Here is a 20122-nt window from a genome sequence, read left to right on the forward strand (position 1 = left end):
ACCTCCATTGCATCTCAAACCAATAAGTATAGAAGACGCGATTCGGAGAGTGGGGTTGGGATGATTCTGGAAAGCGGCTCTCCCGCGAAGGGAGAGCCGGAGGCATCAGGCTACGTGCTGCAAAAACTCGCGCAGGCGCGGGCTGGGCGGGTTATTCACCAGCATCTGCGGATCGCCATCTTCCGCAATGCGCCCTTTATCGATAAAGATCAGGCGCGAAGCCACTTTCTCGGCGAAGCCGATTTCATGGGTAACGATAACCATGGTCATGCCTTCTTCGGCCAGATCCTGCATTACCTTCAGCACTTCATGACGCAGTTCGGGGTCAAGCGCGGAAGTGGGCTCATCAAACAGCATCATTTTCGGTTTCACCGCCAGCGCCCGGGCAATGGCCACGCGCTGCTGCTGCCCGCCTGAAAGCTCAGAAGGGTAGTGGTGCGCGCGTTCCGCGAGGCCGACTTTCTCCAGCAGGTCTTTCGCCAGTTTTTCCGCCGCCGCTTTATTGGCGCCGCGCACGCGCAGCGGGCCAAACATCACGTTTTCCAGCGCCGTCAGGTGCGGGAACAGATAAAACTGCTGGAACACCATCCCGGCTTCCTGGCGAATCAGGCGCTCGTCAACCTTCGGGTCATTAACCTTCAGGCCGTCGACGATCAGATCGCCGCTGGTAATCTCTTCAAGTTTATTAATACAGCGCAGCAGGGTCGATTTACCGGAACCGGACGGCCCGATAATCACCACGACTTCGCCCTGGTTGATCTTCAGATCGATATCATGCAGCACCTTGGTTGGGCCAAAGTGCTTGGAAACGTTTTTAAATTCAATCACAGGATTTTCATCCTTCTTTCAAGACGACGCAGAACAAAGCTCAGCACCAGGGTGATGATCAGATAGATAACCGCAACGGCGCTCCAGATTTCCAGCGCGCGGAAGTTACCGGCAATAATTTCCTGGCCCTGGCGGGTCAGTTCGGCCACGCCGATGACGATAAACAGCGAAGTATCTTTGATGCTGATAATCCACTGGTTGCCCAGCGGTGGCAGCATACGGCGCAGCGCCAGCGGCAGGATCACGTAGCGAATGGTTTCCCGACGAGAGAGGCCCAGCGCGAGGCCGGCTTCGCGAAAGCCTTTATGGATCGACAGCACCGCGCCGCGGGTGATTTCCGCAATATAGGCGCCGGAGTTGATCATAATGGTGACCACCGCCGCGGAGAACGGGTCGATACGTAAATCGCTAAACGCCATGGGTAGAGCGAAGTAGATGAACATCACCTGCACCACAATCGGGGTGCCGCGGATGATTTCGATAAAGACCAGCGCGATGTGGTTGGCAATCCAGCCGCCGAAACAGCGGGCGAAACCGGCCACCAGACCGATTATCAGACCGCCGACCAGGCCGAGGACCGAAATCCACAGCGTCATTTTGGCGCCTTCCAGCAAAATAGGAATGGCGGGCCAGATGGCACTCCAGTCAAACTGCATAATGTGTTCCTGTTACCGTCTCGAAAACAGAGGAAAACCCTCTGAGAAAACTATTCAGGCCTGCTGAGGGGGTAGCCCGGAGCGCTCCAGGTCTACCAGACCACCGCAGGCCTGGAAGAGAGCATCGCTAATTATTATTTGGGTTCAGTACCGAACCATTTTTTATAAATTTCGTTGTAGGTGCCGTTCTCACGCAGCGTTTTCAGCGCGCCGTTCACTTTTTCGCGCAGCTCGTCGCTGCCTTTCGGGAAGGCGATACCGTAGTTTTGCGCTTCCAGCGAGTCGCCTACCGCTTTGAACTTGCCGTTGCCCGCCGTTTTGATGAAGTAAAGGATGTTTGGCGTATCGTGCAGAACCGCATCGGCACGACCGGTGCCCAGTTCCATATAGGCGTTATCGATGTTCGGGAACTGGCGCAGATCTTTGGTTTTGATATTCGCTTTTGCGTAATCAACGGAACCGGTGCCGCCTTTCACGGCAACCACTTTACCGTTCAGATCTTTGACATCCTTAATATCGTTGTTATTGGCGTTGACCATGACCAGCAGGCCGCTTTTGTAGTAGCCGTCTGAGAAGTCGATGGCTTTTTTACGCTCGTCGGTGATGGTGATCCCCGCCAGCGCAAGGTCGATGTTTTTGGTTTGCAGCGCCGGAATAATGCCGCTGAAGTCCATTGGCTTCAGGGTGTAATCGAGCTTCAGCTCTTTTGCAATCGCTGCCCACAGGTCAACGTCGAAACCAACATACTTATCGCCCTGCTTAAATTCGAACGGAACAAACGCCGTATCGGTCGCGACAACCAGTTTTTTATCAGCGGCGTGAGAAGAAACCGCAAAAGCCAGGGTCAGTGCAGCCAGTGAAACTTTAAATACAGACTTCATAGCATTTCCTTTTTTATCCACGGGACGATCCCCTGCGAGAACAAGTTGCCTTATGAAAATATCATGCCAGTTTTACAACCTGTTGTTTTATAACAATCAGGATGAATCCTGTTGCACAATGTTGATAACGGACAACGTTAAATGCACCAATGTGGGGCGTTACTTTGGTGCATCATAAGAGCATCGCATAACACGAGCATTTTTAGCGCAAACCCTGATGTTAAAACAATCTCGGCGTAACGATTGTGTGAGGTGATTATTACAATTGATTTACTTTTGCACGTATTTTGAACATTCTCATGCACTGAGGTGGTGCGTGGCGGGGGGAAGGAAATAAATAAAAAAAGCCGCCAGCGTGGCTGACGGCAGTTAGCGTTACTCGATATTGGCTTCGATGAACCACAGGAATTTATCCAGGTCGCGGGAAGCGGCGGTGAAGATATCAGCGGTGTCTTCATCTTTGGCTTCATCGATGGCTTTACGCACATCGTTGGCGACGATGGCATAGCGGTCGGCCAGCTCTTTCAGATGGTCCTGGACGCTATGGATATCCAGCGGGTAGCTTTTCAGCGGGCTTTTGCTGTTGATGACCTGAGTGGTACCCAGCGCTACGCCACCAAGCTGTACGGCACGTTCTGCCATCGTATCAAGGTGGTCGACGAGCGCAGTGCGGAAGCCGTCCAGCATCTCATGAACGGCAATAAAGTTTGCACCGCGCATATTCCAGTGAGCCTGTTTGGTAATCAAAGACAGGTCAATGAACTGGATCACCTGGCGATTCAGCAGCTCAACGGTCGCCTTCTTAGCGCTATCAGCGACGTCGTTACGGGTATAGAGCAGATTCGTTGCTTTAGTTTTAACCAGTTTTGCGGTACTCATAGTGTCATATCCTCTTGATATATGTACTCGTCATACTTCAAATTCGAATTATTCGGAGCGTCTCATCCCAATAACTTGCGGAATTAAGTATAGCAACGGATCTGAGCTTTGCAGCGGCGGTAGTCTCTATCGGTCTGATAGTGCAGGGCTGTTAGTCGGGTGAAATGCTTTATAAATCAAAGGGGGTTGATTGGTTTTTCCGCCAATCAGCCCTTTTTTAGTTAGCTGATGTCGACCTTCTGGATTTTGGTTTCCCGACGCATTGTCAGCGTAGAGCCCATTGACGCCAGGATAATCGCCCCCAGCGCCAGCGTTTGGGTCGCGGTTAGCGTTTCGCCAAGAAACACCATCCCGGAAAGCGCGGCGAGAGCCGGCTCCATGCTCATCAGGGTGCCGAACGTCTTGCTCGGCATACGGGTCAGGGCCACCATCTCCAGAGAGTAGGGCAGCGCGGTAGATAAAATGGCGATCCCGAGCCCCGGCAGCAGCAGCCCCCACTGAAATAGCGTATCGCTGGCCTGAATCATCCCCATCGGCACAAAGACCACCGCGGCGATCAGCGACCCCATGGCAACCGTTGCCGGGCCGTGCTCTTCCCCGGCGCGCTGGCCGGTCAGAATGTAAACCGCCCAGCAGGCGCCCGCGCCGAGCGCCAGCAGCGCGCCAACGGGATCGATCTGCGACACGCTTTGCCCCAGCGGCAGCAGGAACCATAGCCCGAGCACCGCCAGCGCCACCCAGACGAAGTCGAGGGGGCGGCGGGATCCAAATAGCGCTACCGCCAGCGGCCCGGTAAACTCCAGCGCGACGGCGACGCCGAGCGGAATGCGTTGAATCGATAAATAGAACAGGTAGTTCATCGCGCCAAGCGAGAGGCCATACAGCAGCAGCGGCAGACGCTGCTCCGGGGCAAAGCGCAGGCGCCAGGGTTTGAAGATGACCACCAGGATTAAGGTACCGAGCGCCAGGCGCAGGGCGGTAACGCCTGGGGCGCCGACCAGCGGGAAGAGTGATTTGGCCAGCGAGGCGCCGCTCTGAATGGAAATCATGGCGATTAAAATAACCAGTATCGGCAACCATGCCGGTACCTTACGAGACGAGCCGGGCATCCTTTCTCCTGTCAATTTTGTCAAATGCGGTAAAGGTTCCAGTGTAATTGAATTACCCCGCGCCGGTTGAGCTAATGTTGAAAAAAAGGGTCTTAAAAGCAGTACAATAGGGCGGGTCTGAAGATAATTTCACCACCAGATTAGGAATAATCTGGATACACGTCTGGCGCTTTATGAGCCTTAATAGGAGTATATTTGTAAAAAAGGTTTGTTTTCCAGTTTGTTATAGAAACGTAGAAACCTTTAGTTACATGAAAAAGTACGTTAGACAATGTAAAGTGAAAAGAGTTTCCCAAAAGTTTTTGTTATATTTAAGGCTTAGGACTTATTAGAAACACATTTGAGGTGGTTATGAATAAAATTGCACGTTTTTCAGCACTGGCCGTTGTTCTGGCTGCATCCGTAGGTACCACTGCTTTCGCTGCGACTTCTACCGTTACCGGTGGCTACGCGCAGAGCGACATGCAGGGTGAAGCGAACAAAGCTGGCGGTTTCAACCTGAAGTACCGCTACGAGCAAGACAACAACCCGCTGGGTGTTATCGGTTCTTTCACCTACACCGAAAAAGATCGTTCTGAATCTGGCGTTTACAAAAAAGGCCAGTACTACGGCATCACCGCAGGTCCGGCTTACCGTCTGAACGACTGGGCTAGCATCTACGGCGTAGTGGGTGTTGGTTACGGTAAATTCCAGGACAACAGCTACCCGAACAAATCTGATATGAGCGACTACGGTTTCTCTTACGGCGCTGGTCTGCAGTTCAACCCGATCGAAAACGTTGCCCTGGACTTCTCCTACGAGCAGTCTCGCATTCGTAACGTTGACGTTGGCACCTGGATTGCTGGCGTAGGTTACCGCTTCTAATCACTTCGGTGATATAAAAAATCCGCCTTGAGGGGCGGATTTTTTTTGCCTGCTGTTTACGCGTCTGAGTTAATTGATAGTGAACGCGTCGGTACCCAGATGGGTATAGTCCACTTTCTTCAGCTGGAAGTTGGTGATGTAGGTTGGGCCAGCCTTTTGTTCAGAGATGAAACGATAGCGCGGGGCAATCTCCTGAGCGCTGATCCCGGTCCACTGGGAAAAGAAGCTCAGGAAGTCGTTGGCGGAGCGCCGCGCTTTAATGACCTTATGCGCTTTATCATCGCTGGAGATCACCATAAACGGTACCTGGAAATTCTGCTGATACTTATCGTCGTGCGCCAGATACTGCACCTCTTTCCCGCGCTCTTTAAATGCCAGACCGTGATCGGAAAAATAGGTCATCGAGAAGGTTTCGCCAGAGTTTTGTAGCTGAGTATAAAGATTGCTCAGCAGCGTGTCGGTTTGCGTCATGGTGTAGAGATAGCAGGAGGTCTCTTTCGACTGAACAAAAACCGTGTATTTCCCTTTGGTGCGATCGCAGGCCTGCGGATGTGAGCCCATTAAATGCAGGACGATCAGCTGCGGCTGGGTACGGCGGGTGGCCAGCACCTGCGCGGTCAGCGTTAAGAGCTGCTCATCCTGGGTATTTTTATTGGCCTCGAAATCACCATTCTTGAGGAACTGAACCTCATCCGCGCGTTTGGCGATGCTGGCAATCGCCGTATCGTATTCGCCAATTTGCCCCTGATTCGAGAACCACCAGGTCTGAAAACCGGCGCGGTTGGCGAGGGTCACAAAGTTATCCTGAAACTGCGGCTTATCGTCGACCACCCGGTTGAGGGTTAAACCGAGCGACTTCTGCGTTGAGCCGCTGGCGGCAACGTAGTCATTGAACAGATAGCCTTTTACCGAACTGGCGAACGGGGTATTGTCCCAGTGGCCGCCAAAGGCGCCGAGCGCATCGCGACGGGCGCTCTCGCCAATCACCACCACATACAGATGATACTTCGGCTTTACCGCCAGTACGTGCCAGCTGTCTTTCATATTGGCGAGCTGCGCCATTCGCGCCTGCTCATCCAGCACTTCATTATTATTCACCACCACATCTTTAACGAAGCGGACGGCGGGATAGCCGGTATCGATAACCTTAAAGACGCCGCCCCAGGCGAGGTTTTGCACCGGCTGGAGAAAGAAAATCGCGGTGCAGAACAGCAGCCCCAGCGTCTCCATTTTCCCCCAGCGCGCCGACGTTTCCGGCTTGCGGCGTACGGCAATGACGCCGAGCGCAAAGATAAACACGGCCAGCAGATAGTTGTACCACGGGAAAATGGTCAGGATCTCGGTGGACTCTTCGAGGTTAGTGGCATGCAGCGCCAGCAGCGTATTGAAGTTAGGCGCGCCGTAGGCCTGGCCAAAAGGGTAGTACATGGCCGCCAGCAGCGAATAAACGCCGACCACCACTTTTTGCGCGCGCGGAAAGCTGCGCCACAGAAGATGCAGCACGCAGGTAAAAGCAACGGTATAGAGCAGGCTAAAGTCGTAGCCCAGCGCCAGGTTAATAAACAGCGATTGTAAAAAATAGAATCCTGTCCATGGGTTCAGTACCAGTCCGCGGGCGACCAGCGTTTCTTTCAGCGTGACATTCATAGTAAACAATCAAAAAAGAGCCATGTGCGTCCCCTGGCATCAAGGGGTAAAACCTGCTGGACAGTGCGTGAAGAGGGTCTCTGCGAGCCGCAGTAGTGGCAGGGCTGACAAAAGATAGGGCTTGCAAATGTTAAGGTCAACTATCCATAACGGATTGTTTTGGGAGAAAGCTTACAAAACTTGAAAAAAGTTGCTGAAGCGCTGAGTAATCAGCCAGTGTGGCAGGGAAATATGACAGAAAAATGAAGCGGCGTACCGCGACGCCGCGCTAGTTGTTGGGTTTATCCTGTGGGGGTTTGCCGTTGATCAGATCGCACAGCATACCGACAAGCATTAACCGAACTTTAAAAGGAGAATGGGTAAACACGTTTAAGCACCTCTTGAATTCATTCATAACGACCTCCTGTAACTTCGTCCTTCGCTCCCTGAAGGATGTGTGTATTACGTACAGATATAGCACAGGCTATATTTTATAGCTATGGCTAAAACGTTAATTTTTTGTTCTCCGTGCGCGATCCATTACAATGGGGATCCTTTTATATGATGCTTGATGCGTCACAGGAATGAGGAAGCACAATGAACCGTCGCGCAGGTAAGCCAATAACAAAAAAAGTGACGCAGCTAGTGAATGTCGAGGAGCACGTTGAGGGGTTTCGTCAGGTGCGCGAGGCGCATCGTCGGGAGCTGATTGATGACTACGTGGAGCTGATCTCCGATCTGATTATGGAAGTGGGAGAAGCCCGTCAGGTGGACATGGCCGCGCGTCTTGGGGTGTCGCAGCCAACGGTTGCGAAAATGTTAAAAAGACTGGCGAGCGTCGGGCTGATCGAACAGATCCCCTGGCGGGGGATCTTTTTGACTCCGGAAGGGGAGAAGCTGGCGCATGAAAGCCGGGAACGCCACCAGATCGTCGAAAACTTTTTACTGGTGATCGGCGTTAGCCCGGAGATTGCGCGTCGCGACGCCGAAGGGATGGAGCACCACGTCAGCGAAGAGACGCTGGCGATGTTTAAACAGTTTACCCTCAAGCAGGGGTCGCTGGGAGAATGAACCTCGTCTTTGTTCAGTCGCTGATCCGCGACCGCTTTTTACATCTGCTGCTGATTATCGGCGTTGTTTTAAGCTTCTTTGTTCCGTTTGCCCCCGCCGCCTGGCTTCACGCCATTGACTGGCATACGATTATCACCCTTAGCGGGCTGATGCTACTGACCAAAGGTATCGAACTGAGCGGCTATTTTGACGTCATTGGCCGCAAAATGGCGCGCCGCTTTGTGACCGAACGCCAGCTGGCCATTTTTATGGTGCTGGCGGCCGCGCTGCTTTCCACCTTCTTAACCAACGACGTGGCGCTGTTTATTGTCGTACCGCTCACGCTGACCCTGAAAAAATGGTGCGCCATCCCGACAAGCCGGTTAATCATTTTTGAAGCGCTGGCGGTGAACGCCGGGTCGTTGTTAACGCCTATCGGAAACCCGCAAAACATTCTTCTCTGGGGGCGCTCAGGCCTCTCCTTTCCGGCCTTTATCGGCCAGATGCTGCCGCTGGCGGCGGCGATGATGATCACCCTGCTGGCGCTGTGCTGGTTCTGCTTTCCCGCGAAACATCTCAACTATCAGAGTAGCGATAAGGCGCCATCGTGGCGGCCAAAGCTGGTCTGGAGCTGCCTGGCGTTCTATCTGGTCTTTTTGACCGCCTTAGAGCTGAAGCAGGAGCTGTGGGGACTGGCTCTGATCGCGCTGGGTTTTCTGCTGCTGGCGCGGGCGGTGATTATCAATGTCGACTGGACGCTGCTGCTGGTGTTTATGGCGATGTTTATTGACGTTCACCTGCTGATCCAACTGCCTGTTCTACAGCATGCGCTCAACGGCGTTGGCCAGCTCTCGGCGGGAGGATTGTGGCTGACCTCGATTGGCCTGTCGCAGTTTATCAGCAACGTCCCGGCGACCATTTTGCTGCTTAATTACGTTCAGCCCTCAACGCTGCTGGCTTGGGCGGTTAACGTTGGCGGGTTCGGCCTGCTGCCGGGCTCGCTGGCCAATCTGATTGCGCTGCGCATGGCCGGCGATCGTCGTATCTGGTGGCGTTTCCACGTCTATTCCCTGCCCATGCTGCTGTGGGCGGCGCTGGTGGGGTATGGATTGCTGCAGCTCTGATTTTCAGAGAATTGGGCAAGAAACGGACAGAAACGCCACATTCGCGCTCTCCTTTTCCGGGGTATAACTCTCTTCACGATGGTGAATCACCTTGATTAAGGAGAGTCCTATGCGTTATCAAAAACTGGGCCATACCGGCCTTTTTGTCTCTGAGCTGTGCCTGGGCACCATGACCTTCGGCGGCGAAGGCGGCCTGTGGGGGAAAGTGGGGCAGCTGCGCCAGGCGGAGGCAGAGCAGCTAGTGGGCAGCGCGCTCGATGCGGGCATCAACTTTATCGACACCGCTAACGTCTATTCGGAAGGGCGCTCGGAAGAGATTACCGGCCAGGCGTTGAAGAATCTGAAGGTGCCGCGTGAAAACGTCGTGGTGGCGACTAAAGTGTTTGGCGAAACCGGCACCGCAGGCGTGAACTCGCGCGGCAGTTCGCGCTATCACATCATCGGCAGCGTGAAGGAGAGCCTGCGTCGCCTGCAGCTCGATCATATCGATCTCTATCAACTTCATGGCTTCGATCCGGCGACCCCCATCGAGGAGACGCTGTATGCGCTGGATAATCTGGTGCAGCACGGCCACGTCCGCTACATCGGCGTGTCGAACTGGGCGGCATGGCAGATAGTCAAAGCGCTGGGCATTTCCGAACGACTGGGGCTGGCGCGCTTTGCCTCGTTGCAGGCTTACTACACCATTGCCGGGCGCGATCTGGAGCGCGAGCTGGCGCCAATGATGCAGAGCGAAGGCCTGGGCCTGATGGTCTGGAGTCCGCTGGCGGGAGGGCTGCTCAGCGGTAAGTACGATCGCGACGGACAGTCGGCGAGCGGCGGCCGTCGTCAGGAGTTCGATTTCCCACCGGTGAACAAAGCGCGGGCTTTTGACTGCATTGATGTAATGCGCGAGATTGCCGATGCGAAGGGCGTTTCGGTGGCGCAAATCGCGCTGGCCTGGCTGCTGCATCAGCCGGCGGTAAGCAGCGTGATCATTGGCGCGAAGCGCGCGGAGCAGCTCGCCGAGAACCTCGCGGCAACCAGCATTGTCCTCAGCGGCGACGAGCTGGCGCGGCTTGATGCGGTCAGCGCGCTGCCGCGAGAGTATCCGGGCTGGATGCTGGAGCGCCAGGGCGAATACCGTCGCGACCAGCTAGCACAGCAGTAACTTCCTCTCTTGCACGCCGGATCGTCTGTTTCGCGATCCGGCTTTTTTATCCGCTGCGCTCACAAAAAACGATCCCTGGGTTTGCCCGAAAATAAGATTTCGTTTATATGACTAGTCATGAAATTTATATGACTAGTCATGGGTGCGAGCGATGAACAGAACACTAGCGGCAGATTTTTTATGGGGTAACTCGGTTTCCAGCATGCAAACCGAGGGGGCGTGGAATGAGGGCGGTAAAGGGATGTCGGTTTACGATATCCGCCAGTCCGCGGAATTGACTTCCGACTGGAAGGTGGCGACCGATTCGTACCACCGCTACCGGGAAGACTTCGACCTGATGCAGGATTTGGGCATGAACTGCTACCGCTTCCAGATTGCGTGGAGCCGCGTTTGCCCGGAAGGCGACGGTGAGTTCAATGAAGAAGGTATCGCCTTTTATCACCAGTTTATCGATGACCTGATTGCCCGCGGCATTGAGCCGATGATCTGCCTGTATCACTTCGATATGCCGCTGTCGCTGGCTGAACGCTACAACGGGTTTACCGACCGCCGGGTGATGGAAGCCTTTATTCGTTACGGGCAGAAGATGATCGACTGCTTTGGCGACAAGGTGAAGTGGTGGCTGACCTTTAATGAACAGAATCTCTACCATATGCCGGACGCGTTTCTGATTTCAGGCTACATGCGCGGCGAGAAGACCCTGCGCGAGCTGTATCAGATCCAGCACCACGTGATGATGGCCCACGTGCACCTGACGCAGTATCTGCACCAGGCGAAGCCGCAGTGCCTGATGGGCGGCATGCTGGCCCACGCGCTGGTCTATCCGGCGACCTGTAAACCGCGCGATATCCTTTGCGCCCAGCAGCTCGACGAATTTTTAAACCAGAATCTGCTGCGCGCCTTCGCCGGGGAGGGCTACAGCCCGGAAGTCATGCACGTTGTCGCTCGCGAAGGCTTTGCGGATATCTACCGCGCAGAGGATCTGGCGCTGATGGCGCAGGTCAAAATCGACTATCTGGCCTTTAGCTACTACGCCAGCAAGGCGCTGGATAGCGATCCGATCCCGCCGGGCACGCCGGTGAACCACTACATGCAGTTCGGCGATAAAAAGAATGACTATCTGAACGCTACCGAGTGGGGCTGGCAGATTGATCCGCTGGGCTTTCGCACCATCATTACCCGCTACTACAACGACTGGCGTCTGCCGGTCTTCCCGATTGAAAACGGCATCGGGGTGATTGAGTCCTGGGACGGCGAGAACCCGATCGCTGACGATTACCGTATCGCCTATCATCGCGATCATATCAACGCTATGAAAGAGGCGATATTCGAGGACGGCGCGCAGGTGATTGGCTATCTGGGCTGGGGGCTGATCGATATTCTCAGTTCGCAGGGCGATATGCGCAAACGCTACGGCGTTGTCTATGTGAACCGTGAAAACCACGACCTGAAGGACCTTAAGCGCGTTCCGAAGAAAAGCTATGCCTGGCTCAAGCGGGCCATTCGCAGCAATGGCGAAGAGATGTAACGGCGCCTCGCGCGGGCAGATGGTATATTCTGCCCGCCAGTCGCTATCAGCAACGTAAAAGGATCGGGGAATGACGGCCAAATATCTGAGTATCGCGCGGGAAATCAAAAAACGTATCATCAGCCGCCAGTATCCCGCCAGCGCGCCGTTACCCGATCAGTTCGCGTTAGCGGCGGAATTCAGCACCAGCAGGATGACCATCCAGCAGGCGATGCGCCAGCTGATTGTCGAAGGCCTTATCTACACCCGCAAGGGGCAGGGCACCTTCGTGCGCAAAAATTTCCTCCAGCTTTCGCAGTGGGAACTGCCCGGCAGCGACTATTTTGGCGCCACCAAAACCTGGGAGCACTTAGGGGAAGTGGCCAGCCGGGTGATTCGCTTCGAGCTGCGCTTTCCGACGGAAAAAGAGCAAACTTCGTTGCTGATTGACGCCGATGCCCCGGTCTATGATTTCGTTCGCCTGCGGCTGCTCAACGAGGAACCGGTGTCGCTGGATCTCACCGTGATGCCGGTCGCGCTGGTGCCCGGCCTGAATAAAACGCATCTCGAAGGCTCGGTGTTTCGCTACCTGCAGGAGACGCTGGGGCTCAAGATGATGGGATCGTATCGGGTGGTGCGGGCGATGAAACCGCAGGCGCTGGACAGGGAATATCTCAACTGCGAAGCGAGCGATCCGGTGCTGGAGGTGGAGCAGGTGATCTATCTGGAGGACGGTACGCCGCTGGAGTATGCCCATTGCCACTATCGCTACGATCACGGCGGAATTATTCTGGTGAATAACGGATAAAAAAAGGGCGGGCACCGGGCCCGCCACTCTGCGCGATGCGTTTTAGTTCAGACGCACCGGCATACCGGAACGGTTCTGGATCGCCTGATCGACCACGCTCTGGTCTACGTCAGTCTGGCTGGTAATCGCCTGTACGGATTTGGTCAGGTTAATCGGTACGATTTCGCCGCCCTGGAACTGCTCTTCAGTGGTGGACAGCGGGTTGTGAACTTCAATGAAGCGGCTGCCGTCAGGCTCGGTAGTGGCTTTTACCGGCTCATCGATAAACTCTACGCGGGTGCCGACCGGCACGTTTTCAAACAGGAATTTAATATCGTCGTTACGCAGACGCACGCAGCCGTGGCTGACGCGCAGGCCGATGCCGAAGTTGGCGTTGGTGCCGTGAATGGCGTACAGGCGGCCGATATACAGCGCGTACAGGCCCATCGGGTTATCAGGACCGGCCGGAACAACGGCCGGCAGCGGTTCGCCGGCAGCGGCATATTCAGCGTGCATTTTGGCGGTAGGCGTCCAGGTCGGACCGGCTTTTTTACGCTCAACTTTGGTTACCCAGTTGATCGGCGTGTCTTTGCCGAGCTGGCCGATACCGATCGGCAGCACGATGACGGTGTTGGTGCCCTTCGGATAGTAGTAAAGGCGCATTTCCGCGCTGTTGATGACGATACCCTCATGCACGGTGTCCGGCAGGATCAGCTGCTGCGGGATATTCAGCACGGTGCCGCCTTTCGGCAGGAAGGTGTCCACGCCCGGGTTGGCTTCCAGCATGTTGGATAAACCCATCTGGTATTCGGCGGCGAAATATTCCAGCGGCTGCTTGTTGCCTTCCGGAATGGTGATCACCTGGTTCTGGCCAATCAGACGGCTGCCGTCGGTAGGCAGAGGGTAGGTTACAGCAGAAGCTGTGTTGCAAAAGCCCACGATGGCGAAGGCTGCCGCGAAGAGTGTTGATAATTTCATAATCTTTATGTCGTGGGCGATATTAATGCCGCACAGGCCTTTGTCAGTTTAAACAGGAAGTCGATGGGAGCGCATTATATGTGCTTTCCGGCAAACAGGTAAATGAGATGTGTACGAAATCACATTTTTTTCCTGTGACCGTGAGTGTAGCCCGTCAACGCTGGCCCTGCAGGCTAAAAACGGGAGGGGATTACCCCTCCAGAAGCCGCGCCTGGAGCGCTTCTCGCGCCTGCGGCGTCAGCTGATACTCTTTTTCCAGCCAGGCATCGACGCTGGCGTAACGTTCATCGATGCCGGAAAGCGCGGCGGCAAGGTAAGATTCATGCACCGTCATCATTTCCGCCAGGTTTTGCCGGCCGCGGACGGTCAGCTCATTGCCGAGGGATGCGAGCAAAAAATCCTCGACCTGCGTCAGCATGCCCTGGGTGAGCAGGTACTCCTCCATCACCGTGTGGCGATCGCAGCCGAGGGCGAACAGCGTCAGCGCGCAGCCCACGCCGGTACGGTCTTTCCCTACCGCGCAGTGCTGCAATAGCGCGCCGTCGAAAGGCTCCATCAGCCAGCCGGCCAGCTGGCGATAAGCGGCGTTATTAAACGGCAGCTGGCGATAGAGCTCCAGCATAAACTGCTCGCCGTTAAGGGCGTTTAGCGTGTCGGCGTTGAGCTCGGTGACTTTGGCGTTGACGTCGCGAACGTGCGGATTCGCCGGAGCGTTGAGGTAGCGAGCCGCTTCGTTCAGCTTATCGGGGCTACGATTCACTTCTCCCGGGTCGCGATAATCAATGACCCGGCTCAGGGGGATGGCGTCCAGGTGGGTGAGGTCATCGGCCGTCATCATATGCAGCGAGCCGGAGCGGAATAGTTTTCCGGTCCGCACGCGGCGGCCGTCGGCGGTACGCTGGCCGCCCAGGTCACGAAAGTTGATACCGCCCTGCAGCGATAAGAAAGCCGGATGGCGGGAGAGTGTGGTCATAGGTTCCTTCCAGATTAAGGTAAAAAATTACGCATTAAGCAGTGTAACCGCGCAATATGACACGACCCTAACACAAGCGTCATTGATGATTTTATAACGCCCCGTGAAAAGTGAAGCATTTGCTGGCATAATGTCTGGTTCATCACACTTCTCATTCTCTATTTTCAGGATAACCCCGTGCTAGTATCCAGCAACGTCACCATGCAGTTCGGCAGTAAGCCGCTGTTCGAAAATATTTCCGTCAAATTTGGCGGCGGCAATCGTTACGGCCTGATTGGCGCCAACGGTAGCGGCAAGTCCACCTTTATGAAGATCCTCGGCGGCGATCTTGAGCCGACGCTGGGCAACGTCTCCCTCGACCCGAATGAGCGTATCGGTAAGCTGCGCCAGGATCAGTTTGCGTTTGAAGAGTTCAGCGTGCTGGATACGGTCATTATGGGCCACGGCGAGCTGTGGGAAGTGAAGCAGGAGCGCGATCGCATCTACTCTCTGGCGGAGATGAGCGAAGAAGACGGTTACAAGGTGGCTGACCTTGAAGTGCTGTACGGCGAGATGGACGGGTACTCCGCTGAAGCGCGCGCCGGCGAACTGCTGCTCGGCGTCGGTATCCCGGTTGAACAGCATTACGGCCCGATGAGCGAAGTCGCTCCCGGCTGGAAGCTGCGCGTGCTGCTGGCGCAGGCGCTGTTCTCCAACCCGGACATTCTGCTGCTTGATGAACCGACGAACAACCTGGACATCGACACCATCCGCTGGCTGGAGCAGACCCTCAACGATCGCGACAGCACCATGATCATCATTTCGCACGACCGTCACTTCCTGAACATGGTTTGTACCCACATGGCGGATCTGGATTACGGCGAACTGCGCGTTTACCCGGGCAACTACGATGAGTACATGACCGCTGCGACCCAGGCGCGCGAACGTCTGCTGGCGGACAACGCCAAGAAAAAAGCGCAGATTGCCGACCTGCAATCATTCGTCAGCCGCTTTAGCGCCAACGCCTCTAAATCTCGCCAGGCGACCTCGCGCGCCCGTCAGATTGACAAAATTAAGCTGGACGAAGTGAAAGCGTCCAGCCGTCAGAACCCGTTCATTCGCTTTGAGCAGGATAAGAAGCTGTTCCGTAACGCTCTGGAAGTGGAAGCGCTGGCAAAAGGCTTTGACAACGGCCCGCTGTTTAAAAACTTCAACCTGCTGCTGGAAGTGGGGGAGAAGATCGCTATTCTGGGTGCCAACGGCGTGGGTAAATCCACAATGCTGAAAACCCTGGTCGGCGACCTGACGCCGGATAACGGTACCGTTAAATGGTCCGAGAACGCGCAGATTGGCTACTACGCGCAGGATCATGAATATGAATTTGAAAACGATCTGACGGTATTTGAGTGGATGAGCCAGTGGAAGCAGGAAAGCGATGATGAGCAGGCGGTGCGCAGCATCCTGGGCCGACTGCTGTTCAGCCAGGACGACATCAAAAAGCCGGCGAAAGTGCTCTCCGGTGGCGAAAAAGGCCGTATGCTGTTCGGTAAGCTGATGATGCAGAAACCGAACATTCTGGTGATGGACGAACCGACCAACCACCTGGATATGGAATCGATCGAATCGCTGAACATGGCGCTGGAGATGTATCAGGGGACCCTGATTTTTGTTTCCCACGACCGTGAGTTTGTGAGCTCGCTGGCGACCCGAGTGATTGAAATTACGCCGGAGCGCGTGGTCGACTTCACCGGTAACTACGAAGATTATCTGCGCACTAAAGGTATCGAATAATTTTTCTGTTGCTTGTCCCGGATTGCGGCGCCGCTGCGCCTTATCCGGGCTAGCGGCCCGTAGACGGCGGTGAGCCCGTAGCCCGGGCAAGGCGCGTTGAGCGCCGCCCCCGGGAGCAGTTTGCAGAGTGGCAGAATTCCCCGGAGGCGCCGCTGCGCCTTATCCGGGCTACACCCGCCACTCGCTCCTTTCTTCACCGTTCACCCGCAGCCTGCGTTTTTCCCCCGCCGGCAACAATACCTTCAGCGCTTTCCACGCCGGACGATAATCGCCGCGCGCCTTGACCTTCAGGTTAATGCTGGCGCTATCGCAGACCATTTCCCATTCCACCCACAGCGCATTGCCGTTCCGGTAGCCCCAGCTTTCGCCGTCGTCTTCAAACAGCAGGCCGCGACAGGTCCCCATTCCTTTCAGCGGGAACAGTTTTAGCTCGCGGGTATCGTCTTTTTCAGCGCAAACGTGGCGAATGCGTTCGCTCAGCGGCAGGCCTGCGCCGGCGCGAACCAGCAGCGGCAGTTTTTCCAGCGGCGCATCAAGGACGATCCACTGGCCGCCTGCGTACCACTGGTGGCTGTAAAAGTCGTACCAGCCGTCCTGGTTTGCCGGCAACCACACGCGGCGCTGACGCGCGCCGGGTTCGACGACGCTGGCGACCAGCAGATCGCGACCCAGCAGGAAGTCGTCGCATTCGGCAAACGTCTGCGCATCGTGTTCGTGATCGAGGAAGGTCGGGCGCAGCATCGGTTCATCGTCGGCGTGAGCCTGCCACAGCAGGGTATAGAGGTACGGCAGCAGACGATAGCGCAGCTCAATGGCTGAACGGATCGCCGGGGTGACCTCCGGGTACATCCAGGCTTCGTTGACCGTCTGGTCGTCATTCCACGAGTGAATGGTAAACCGCGGATGCATAACGCCGTTTTGTACCCAGCGCACGAACAGCTCCGGGTCCGGTTTGTCGCCAGAGAAGCCGCCCACATCGTGTCCGACGTTGAACAGCCCGGACAAGCTCATACCCAGCCCCATGCGGGTGTTATAGCGCAGCGTCTCCCAGTTTGTGCGGTTATCGCCGCTCCAGGTCTGAACGTAGCGCTGCATCCCGGCGCAGCCGGAGCGAGAGATCAGATACGGGCGTTTCTGCGGCGCAAAGCGCTGCTGGGCCTCCAGCGACGCGCGCATCATCAGCAGCGGCATCACCGGGCGAATATGTTTGATAGCAATTTCGTGGCCGAATCCGTGACAGCGGGCTTCGCCGTCCCAGACTTCATACTCGTTATTATCGTTCCACGTGGAGTCGATGCCCAGCTCCAGCAATTGGGTCGTCACGCCTTCCTGCCACCAGGCGACGGTTTGCGGGTTGGTAAAGTCGAGATGCGACCCTTCGTCATCCCAGAAGCTGGAGCGCTCGGGAGCATCGGCCTGTGAATCGCGGATAAAGAGCCCGCGCTCCGCGACCTCGTGATAGCGCGGATGGTCCTGCAGCAGGCAGGGCTTAATATTGGCGGCGAGCTTCAGCCCGGCATCGTGGAAGGCCTGGCTCATCACCTTCGGCTGCGGCACCTTGTCGTTGTTCCAGTTAAAGACGTAGCGCTTGCCGTTAATCGAGGTATAGCCGGAAGAGAGCTGGAACGAATCGCACGGAATGGCGTGTTCATCGCACAGGCGGATAAAGTTCATCAGCTGGTTTTGCGCATCCGGCGCGTCGGTGTAGTGCATCGTCGAACCGCTGTAGCCGAGACTCCATTTCGGTCCGAACAGCGTTTTGCCGGTCAGGCGGACGAACGCTTTGGTGATATCCAGTACCCGCTTGCCGGAAAACAAATAGTAATCAATGTCTCCCGCTTCCGCCTGCCAGCGGCGATAGGCGGTATGGTAATTATCGATTTCGTTGCCGAGATCCAGCCAGCAGCTGCTCAGGTTGTCGTAAAACAGACCGTAGCTGATATCGCTGCGCTGCGTGATGGTAAACGGAATATGTTTGTACAGCGGGTCGGTGCTCGCCGCGTTATAGCCCATGGCGTCGAGGTTACGCATCTCATAGCGTTTACCGTTACGCTGCAGATCGCCGGCCTTTTCGCCCAGACCATAGAAGCGTTCGTCTTTGCGTCGGCTCAGGTAGTGGGCAACGCCGTCGCCGTGCGCATTCGCCAGATAGGCGCTGGTGGGGCGGTCGTTCGCCAGCGGCTGCCACTCGCCGGCCTCATCGCGATAGCGCCATTCCAGCCACAGCGGCTGGTGGACGGTGACGCGCAGCTGGTCGGTGGCAATGGTCAGGGCGTCGCTATGCTCCGTGAGCTGCCAGGCGGGTAGGCTAAAGCCGCTCAGCTCTTCGCGCGGGCGTCCTTCCCACGGCACGTCCTGTTGGGGAGCGATACTCCAGGTGCGATCCAGCGCCAGCTGGCCGTGCCGCTTCAGCAGTACGCGGAACATATTTTCTTCCAGCACGTACAGACACAGGGTGTGCTGGCCGTCGACGAGCAGCTCAACGTGATGCTCCAGCCGTTGGTGTAAGGTCCAGTTTTTCAAAGTCTTCATTTTTTACATCCACTCTCAGGCGCGTTTTGCGCGACGTTCAGCAATAAATGCCACCAGGAATACCGCGCCAATCAGGTCAAAGAACCCCATGGCGATAAATAGCGGGTTGAAGCCGATTTTGTCGGCGGTGACGCCAATTAACAGCGAGAACAAAAAGCTGGCGATCCAGGCGGCGGAGCCGCGCATCCCGTTTACGGTCGCCATCTGCCCTTTATCGAACGACTCCACCACCAGCGCGCTGAGCATGCAGGAGATAATCTGGTGGCCGAAGCCGCCAATTGAAATCAGCACGATGGTGATATAGGGATCGCGGGTAATCGCCACGGTGGCGAGGGAAATCATCAGGAAGGCGCCGGTGACGGAGCTGGCGACCACCGAGTTCACCCGCGAGCAGCCGAACCAGCGGGTATACAGTTTGGTCAGATAGCCGCTGGCGACGCTGCCGAGGTCGGCCGCCAGAAACGGCAGCCAGGCAAACATGGCGATTTGCTTGAGATCCATGCCGTGCTCTTTCGCCAGGTAGAGCGGTACCCAGAAGCTCAGCACCGCCCAGGCGGGTTCCGCCATAAAGGCCGGAATGGCGATACCGTAGAAGCGCTTGTTTTTCGATACGGTTTTCAGCGCGGTAAAGAAGGGCAGCTTAACCGGCGGCGCTTCATTGTCCTGCTGGATAAGCGCCAGCTCGGCTTTGCCGAGGTTAGGGTGTTTTTCCGGGTTATGATAGAACGCCCACCACAGTACGACCCATACGAGCGCCAGCGCGCCGGTGAACATAAATGCGCCCTGCCAGCCGAACGAGGCGTGCGCGAAGTAGATAATCGGCGGCGCCAGCATGGCGCCGATGGAGAAACCAACCCCGGCCCAGCCTGCTGCGATTGGGCGCTCGGATTTAGGAAACCACTCGCCGAGCGTTTTGGCGTTGGCTGGCGTCGCCGCCGCCTCAGCGCCGCCCATGAAAAAGCGCAGAATCGCCAGGTGCAGCCAGCTCCCCGCGCCGGCATGGGCGATGCAGGCGATGGCCCACAGCGTGGCGCAGATCATAAAGCCGAGCTTGAGACCAATGACGTCGATAAGCCAGCCGCAGAGCGGCTGAAAAATGGTATACGCCAGCTGAAAAGCGCCGACGATCCACGAGTACTGTTCAGTGGTAATACCGAGAGAGGTTTTTAATTCCGGGGCGATAATCCCCAGCGAATTGCGCGTGATGTAGTTAACGGTGACGCCGAGCAAAAACAGCACCAGCATCCACCAGCGCAGGTTCTTCACTATGCGGCGCGATTTACTCACCGCCATATCGTTATTGAGGCCTTGGCTCATAGAACTCTCCACGAGACATGTAGTAGGGAAAATTGACCAACCCGCTTGCTGAGTTGTCGCTAAAATTTTCTATTTCGTTGTTTGTTAAGGT

General features: G+C 55.9%; 18 protein-coding genes. 7 read left to right on the forward strand and 11 right to left on the reverse strand.

Annotated features, from left to right (window positions below; all coding sequences use genetic code 11):
• Nucleotides 1-105: 105 nt before the first annotated feature.
• The 5 genes from glnQ to rhtA form a co-directional block, all read right to left on the reverse strand.
• Entirely contained in the window at nt 106-828 is a 723-nt protein-coding gene (gene glnQ, locus CMQ96_RS15045; RefSeq protein ID WP_004849106.1) for a glutamine ABC transporter ATP-binding protein GlnQ, read from the reverse strand.
• Complete coding sequence (glnP, locus tag CMQ96_RS15050) at nt 825-1484, reverse strand: glutamine ABC transporter permease GlnP (protein ID WP_004100490.1); 660 nt, start codon at nt 1482-1484, stop codon at nt 825-827. The genes glnQ and glnP overlap by 4 nt, the downstream gene beginning before the upstream one ends.
• A 134-nt stretch (nt 1485-1618) precedes the next feature.
• Complete coding sequence (glnH, locus tag CMQ96_RS15055) at nt 1619-2365, reverse strand: glutamine ABC transporter substrate-binding protein GlnH (RefSeq protein ID WP_004135178.1); 747 nt, start codon at nt 2363-2365, stop codon at nt 1619-1621.
• Nucleotides 2366-2740: 375 nt separating this feature from the next.
• Nucleotides 2741-3244, reverse strand: coding sequence for a DNA starvation/stationary phase protection protein Dps (gene dps, locus CMQ96_RS15060; RefSeq protein ID WP_004130751.1), 504 nt, complete (start codon nt 3242-3244; stop codon nt 2741-2743).
• A 221-nt stretch (nt 3245-3465) separates the two neighbouring features.
• On the reverse strand, nt 3466-4353 hold the full coding sequence (gene rhtA, locus CMQ96_RS15065; RefSeq protein ID WP_024360124.1) for a threonine/homoserine exporter RhtA: 888 nt from the start codon (nt 4351-4353) through the stop codon (nt 3466-3468).
• A gap of 351 nt (nt 4354-4704) precedes the next feature.
• On the opposite strand from rhtA, the gene ompX reads away from it, so the two are divergent.
• Nucleotides 4705-5217 (forward strand): outer membrane protein OmpX, encoded by a 513-nt coding sequence (gene ompX, locus CMQ96_RS15070; RefSeq protein WP_004130755.1) that lies wholly within the window; start codon nt 4705-4707, stop codon nt 5215-5217.
• Nucleotides 5218-5286: 69 nt separating this feature from the next.
• On the opposite strand, the gene CMQ96_RS15075 is transcribed toward ompX, so the two are convergent.
• Both CMQ96_RS15075 and mntS read right to left on the reverse strand, forming a co-directional pair.
• The gene (locus CMQ96_RS15075; protein ID WP_024360123.1) at nt 5287-6864 is read right to left on the reverse strand and encodes a phosphoethanolamine transferase; all 1578 of its coding nucleotides are present in this window, start codon (nt 6862-6864) and stop codon (nt 5287-5289) included.
• A 268-nt stretch (nt 6865-7132) separates the two neighbouring features.
• Entirely contained in the window at nt 7133-7258 is a 126-nt protein-coding gene (gene mntS / locus CMQ96_RS15080; RefSeq protein ID WP_004130761.1) for a manganase accumulation protein MntS, read from the reverse strand.
• Nucleotides 7259-7440: 182 nt separating this feature from the next.
• On the opposite strand from mntS, the gene mntR reads away from it, so the two are divergent.
• The 5 genes from mntR to CMQ96_RS15105 all read left to right on the forward strand — a co-directional run bounded on the left by mntR (nt 7441) and on the right by CMQ96_RS15105 (nt 12482).
• On the forward strand, nt 7441-7914 hold the full coding sequence (gene mntR / locus CMQ96_RS15085) for a manganese-binding transcriptional regulator MntR (RefSeq protein WP_004130763.1): 474 nt from the start codon (nt 7441-7443) through the stop codon (nt 7912-7914).
• On the forward strand, nt 7911-9017 hold the full coding sequence (locus CMQ96_RS15090) for an anion transporter (protein WP_049130080.1): 1107 nt from the start codon (nt 7911-7913) through the stop codon (nt 9015-9017). Before mntR ends, CMQ96_RS15090 begins: the two co-directional genes overlap by 4 nt.
• A gap of 109 nt (nt 9018-9126) precedes the next feature.
• The gene (locus tag CMQ96_RS15095; RefSeq protein WP_004135173.1) at nt 9127-10167 is read left to right on the forward strand and encodes an aldo/keto reductase; all 1041 of its coding nucleotides are present in this window, start codon (nt 9127-9129) and stop codon (nt 10165-10167) included.
• A 151-nt stretch (nt 10168-10318) separates the two neighbouring features.
• Nucleotides 10319-11695 (forward strand): glycoside hydrolase family 1 protein, encoded by a 1377-nt coding sequence (locus CMQ96_RS15100; RefSeq protein ID WP_024360121.1) that lies wholly within the window; start codon nt 10319-10321, stop codon nt 11693-11695.
• Between the two features lie 70 nt (nt 11696-11765).
• Nucleotides 11766-12482: a GntR family transcriptional regulator gene (locus tag CMQ96_RS15105; protein ID WP_004135171.1), complete on the forward strand. Its 717-nt coding sequence runs from the start codon at nt 11766-11768 to the stop codon at nt 12480-12482.
• 42 nt (nt 12483-12524) lie between these two features.
• On the opposite strand, the gene ldtB is transcribed toward CMQ96_RS15105, so the two are convergent.
• Together ldtB and CMQ96_RS15115 are read right to left on the reverse strand one after the other, a co-directional pair.
• Nucleotides 12525-13439, reverse strand: a complete 915-nt coding sequence (gene ldtB / locus CMQ96_RS15110; RefSeq protein WP_004130773.1) for a L,D-transpeptidase — start codon at nt 13437-13439, stop codon at nt 12525-12527.
• Between the two features lie 190 nt (nt 13440-13629).
• On the reverse strand, nt 13630-14412 hold the full coding sequence (locus CMQ96_RS15115) for a tyrosine-protein phosphatase (protein WP_098066987.1): 783 nt from the start codon (nt 14410-14412) through the stop codon (nt 13630-13632).
• Between the two features lie 177 nt (nt 14413-14589).
• Here CMQ96_RS15115 and CMQ96_RS15120 point away from each other — a divergent pair, with 177 nt between their 5' ends.
• Nucleotides 14590-16182, forward strand: coding sequence for an ABC-F family ATPase (locus CMQ96_RS15120; protein WP_098066988.1), 1593 nt, complete (start codon nt 14590-14592; stop codon nt 16180-16182).
• A gap of 168 nt (nt 16183-16350) precedes the next feature.
• Here the strand turns inward: CMQ96_RS15120 and CMQ96_RS15125 are convergent, their stop codons facing one another.
• Nucleotides 16351-18714, reverse strand: coding sequence for a TIM-barrel domain-containing protein (locus tag CMQ96_RS15125; protein WP_098066989.1), 2364 nt, complete (start codon nt 18712-18714; stop codon nt 16351-16353).
• A gap of 15 nt (nt 18715-18729) precedes the next feature.
• The gene (locus tag CMQ96_RS15130; protein ID WP_004135164.1) at nt 18730-20031 is read right to left on the reverse strand and encodes an MFS transporter; all 1302 of its coding nucleotides are present in this window, start codon (nt 20029-20031) and stop codon (nt 18730-18732) included.
• Between the last annotated feature and the right edge of the window lie 91 nt (nt 20032-20122).

The sequence above is a fragment of the Klebsiella sp. MBT K-1 genome (genome assembly GCF_002556465.1).
Taxonomy (GTDB): domain Bacteria; phylum Pseudomonadota; class Gammaproteobacteria; order Enterobacterales; family Enterobacteriaceae; genus Klebsiella; species Klebsiella grimontii.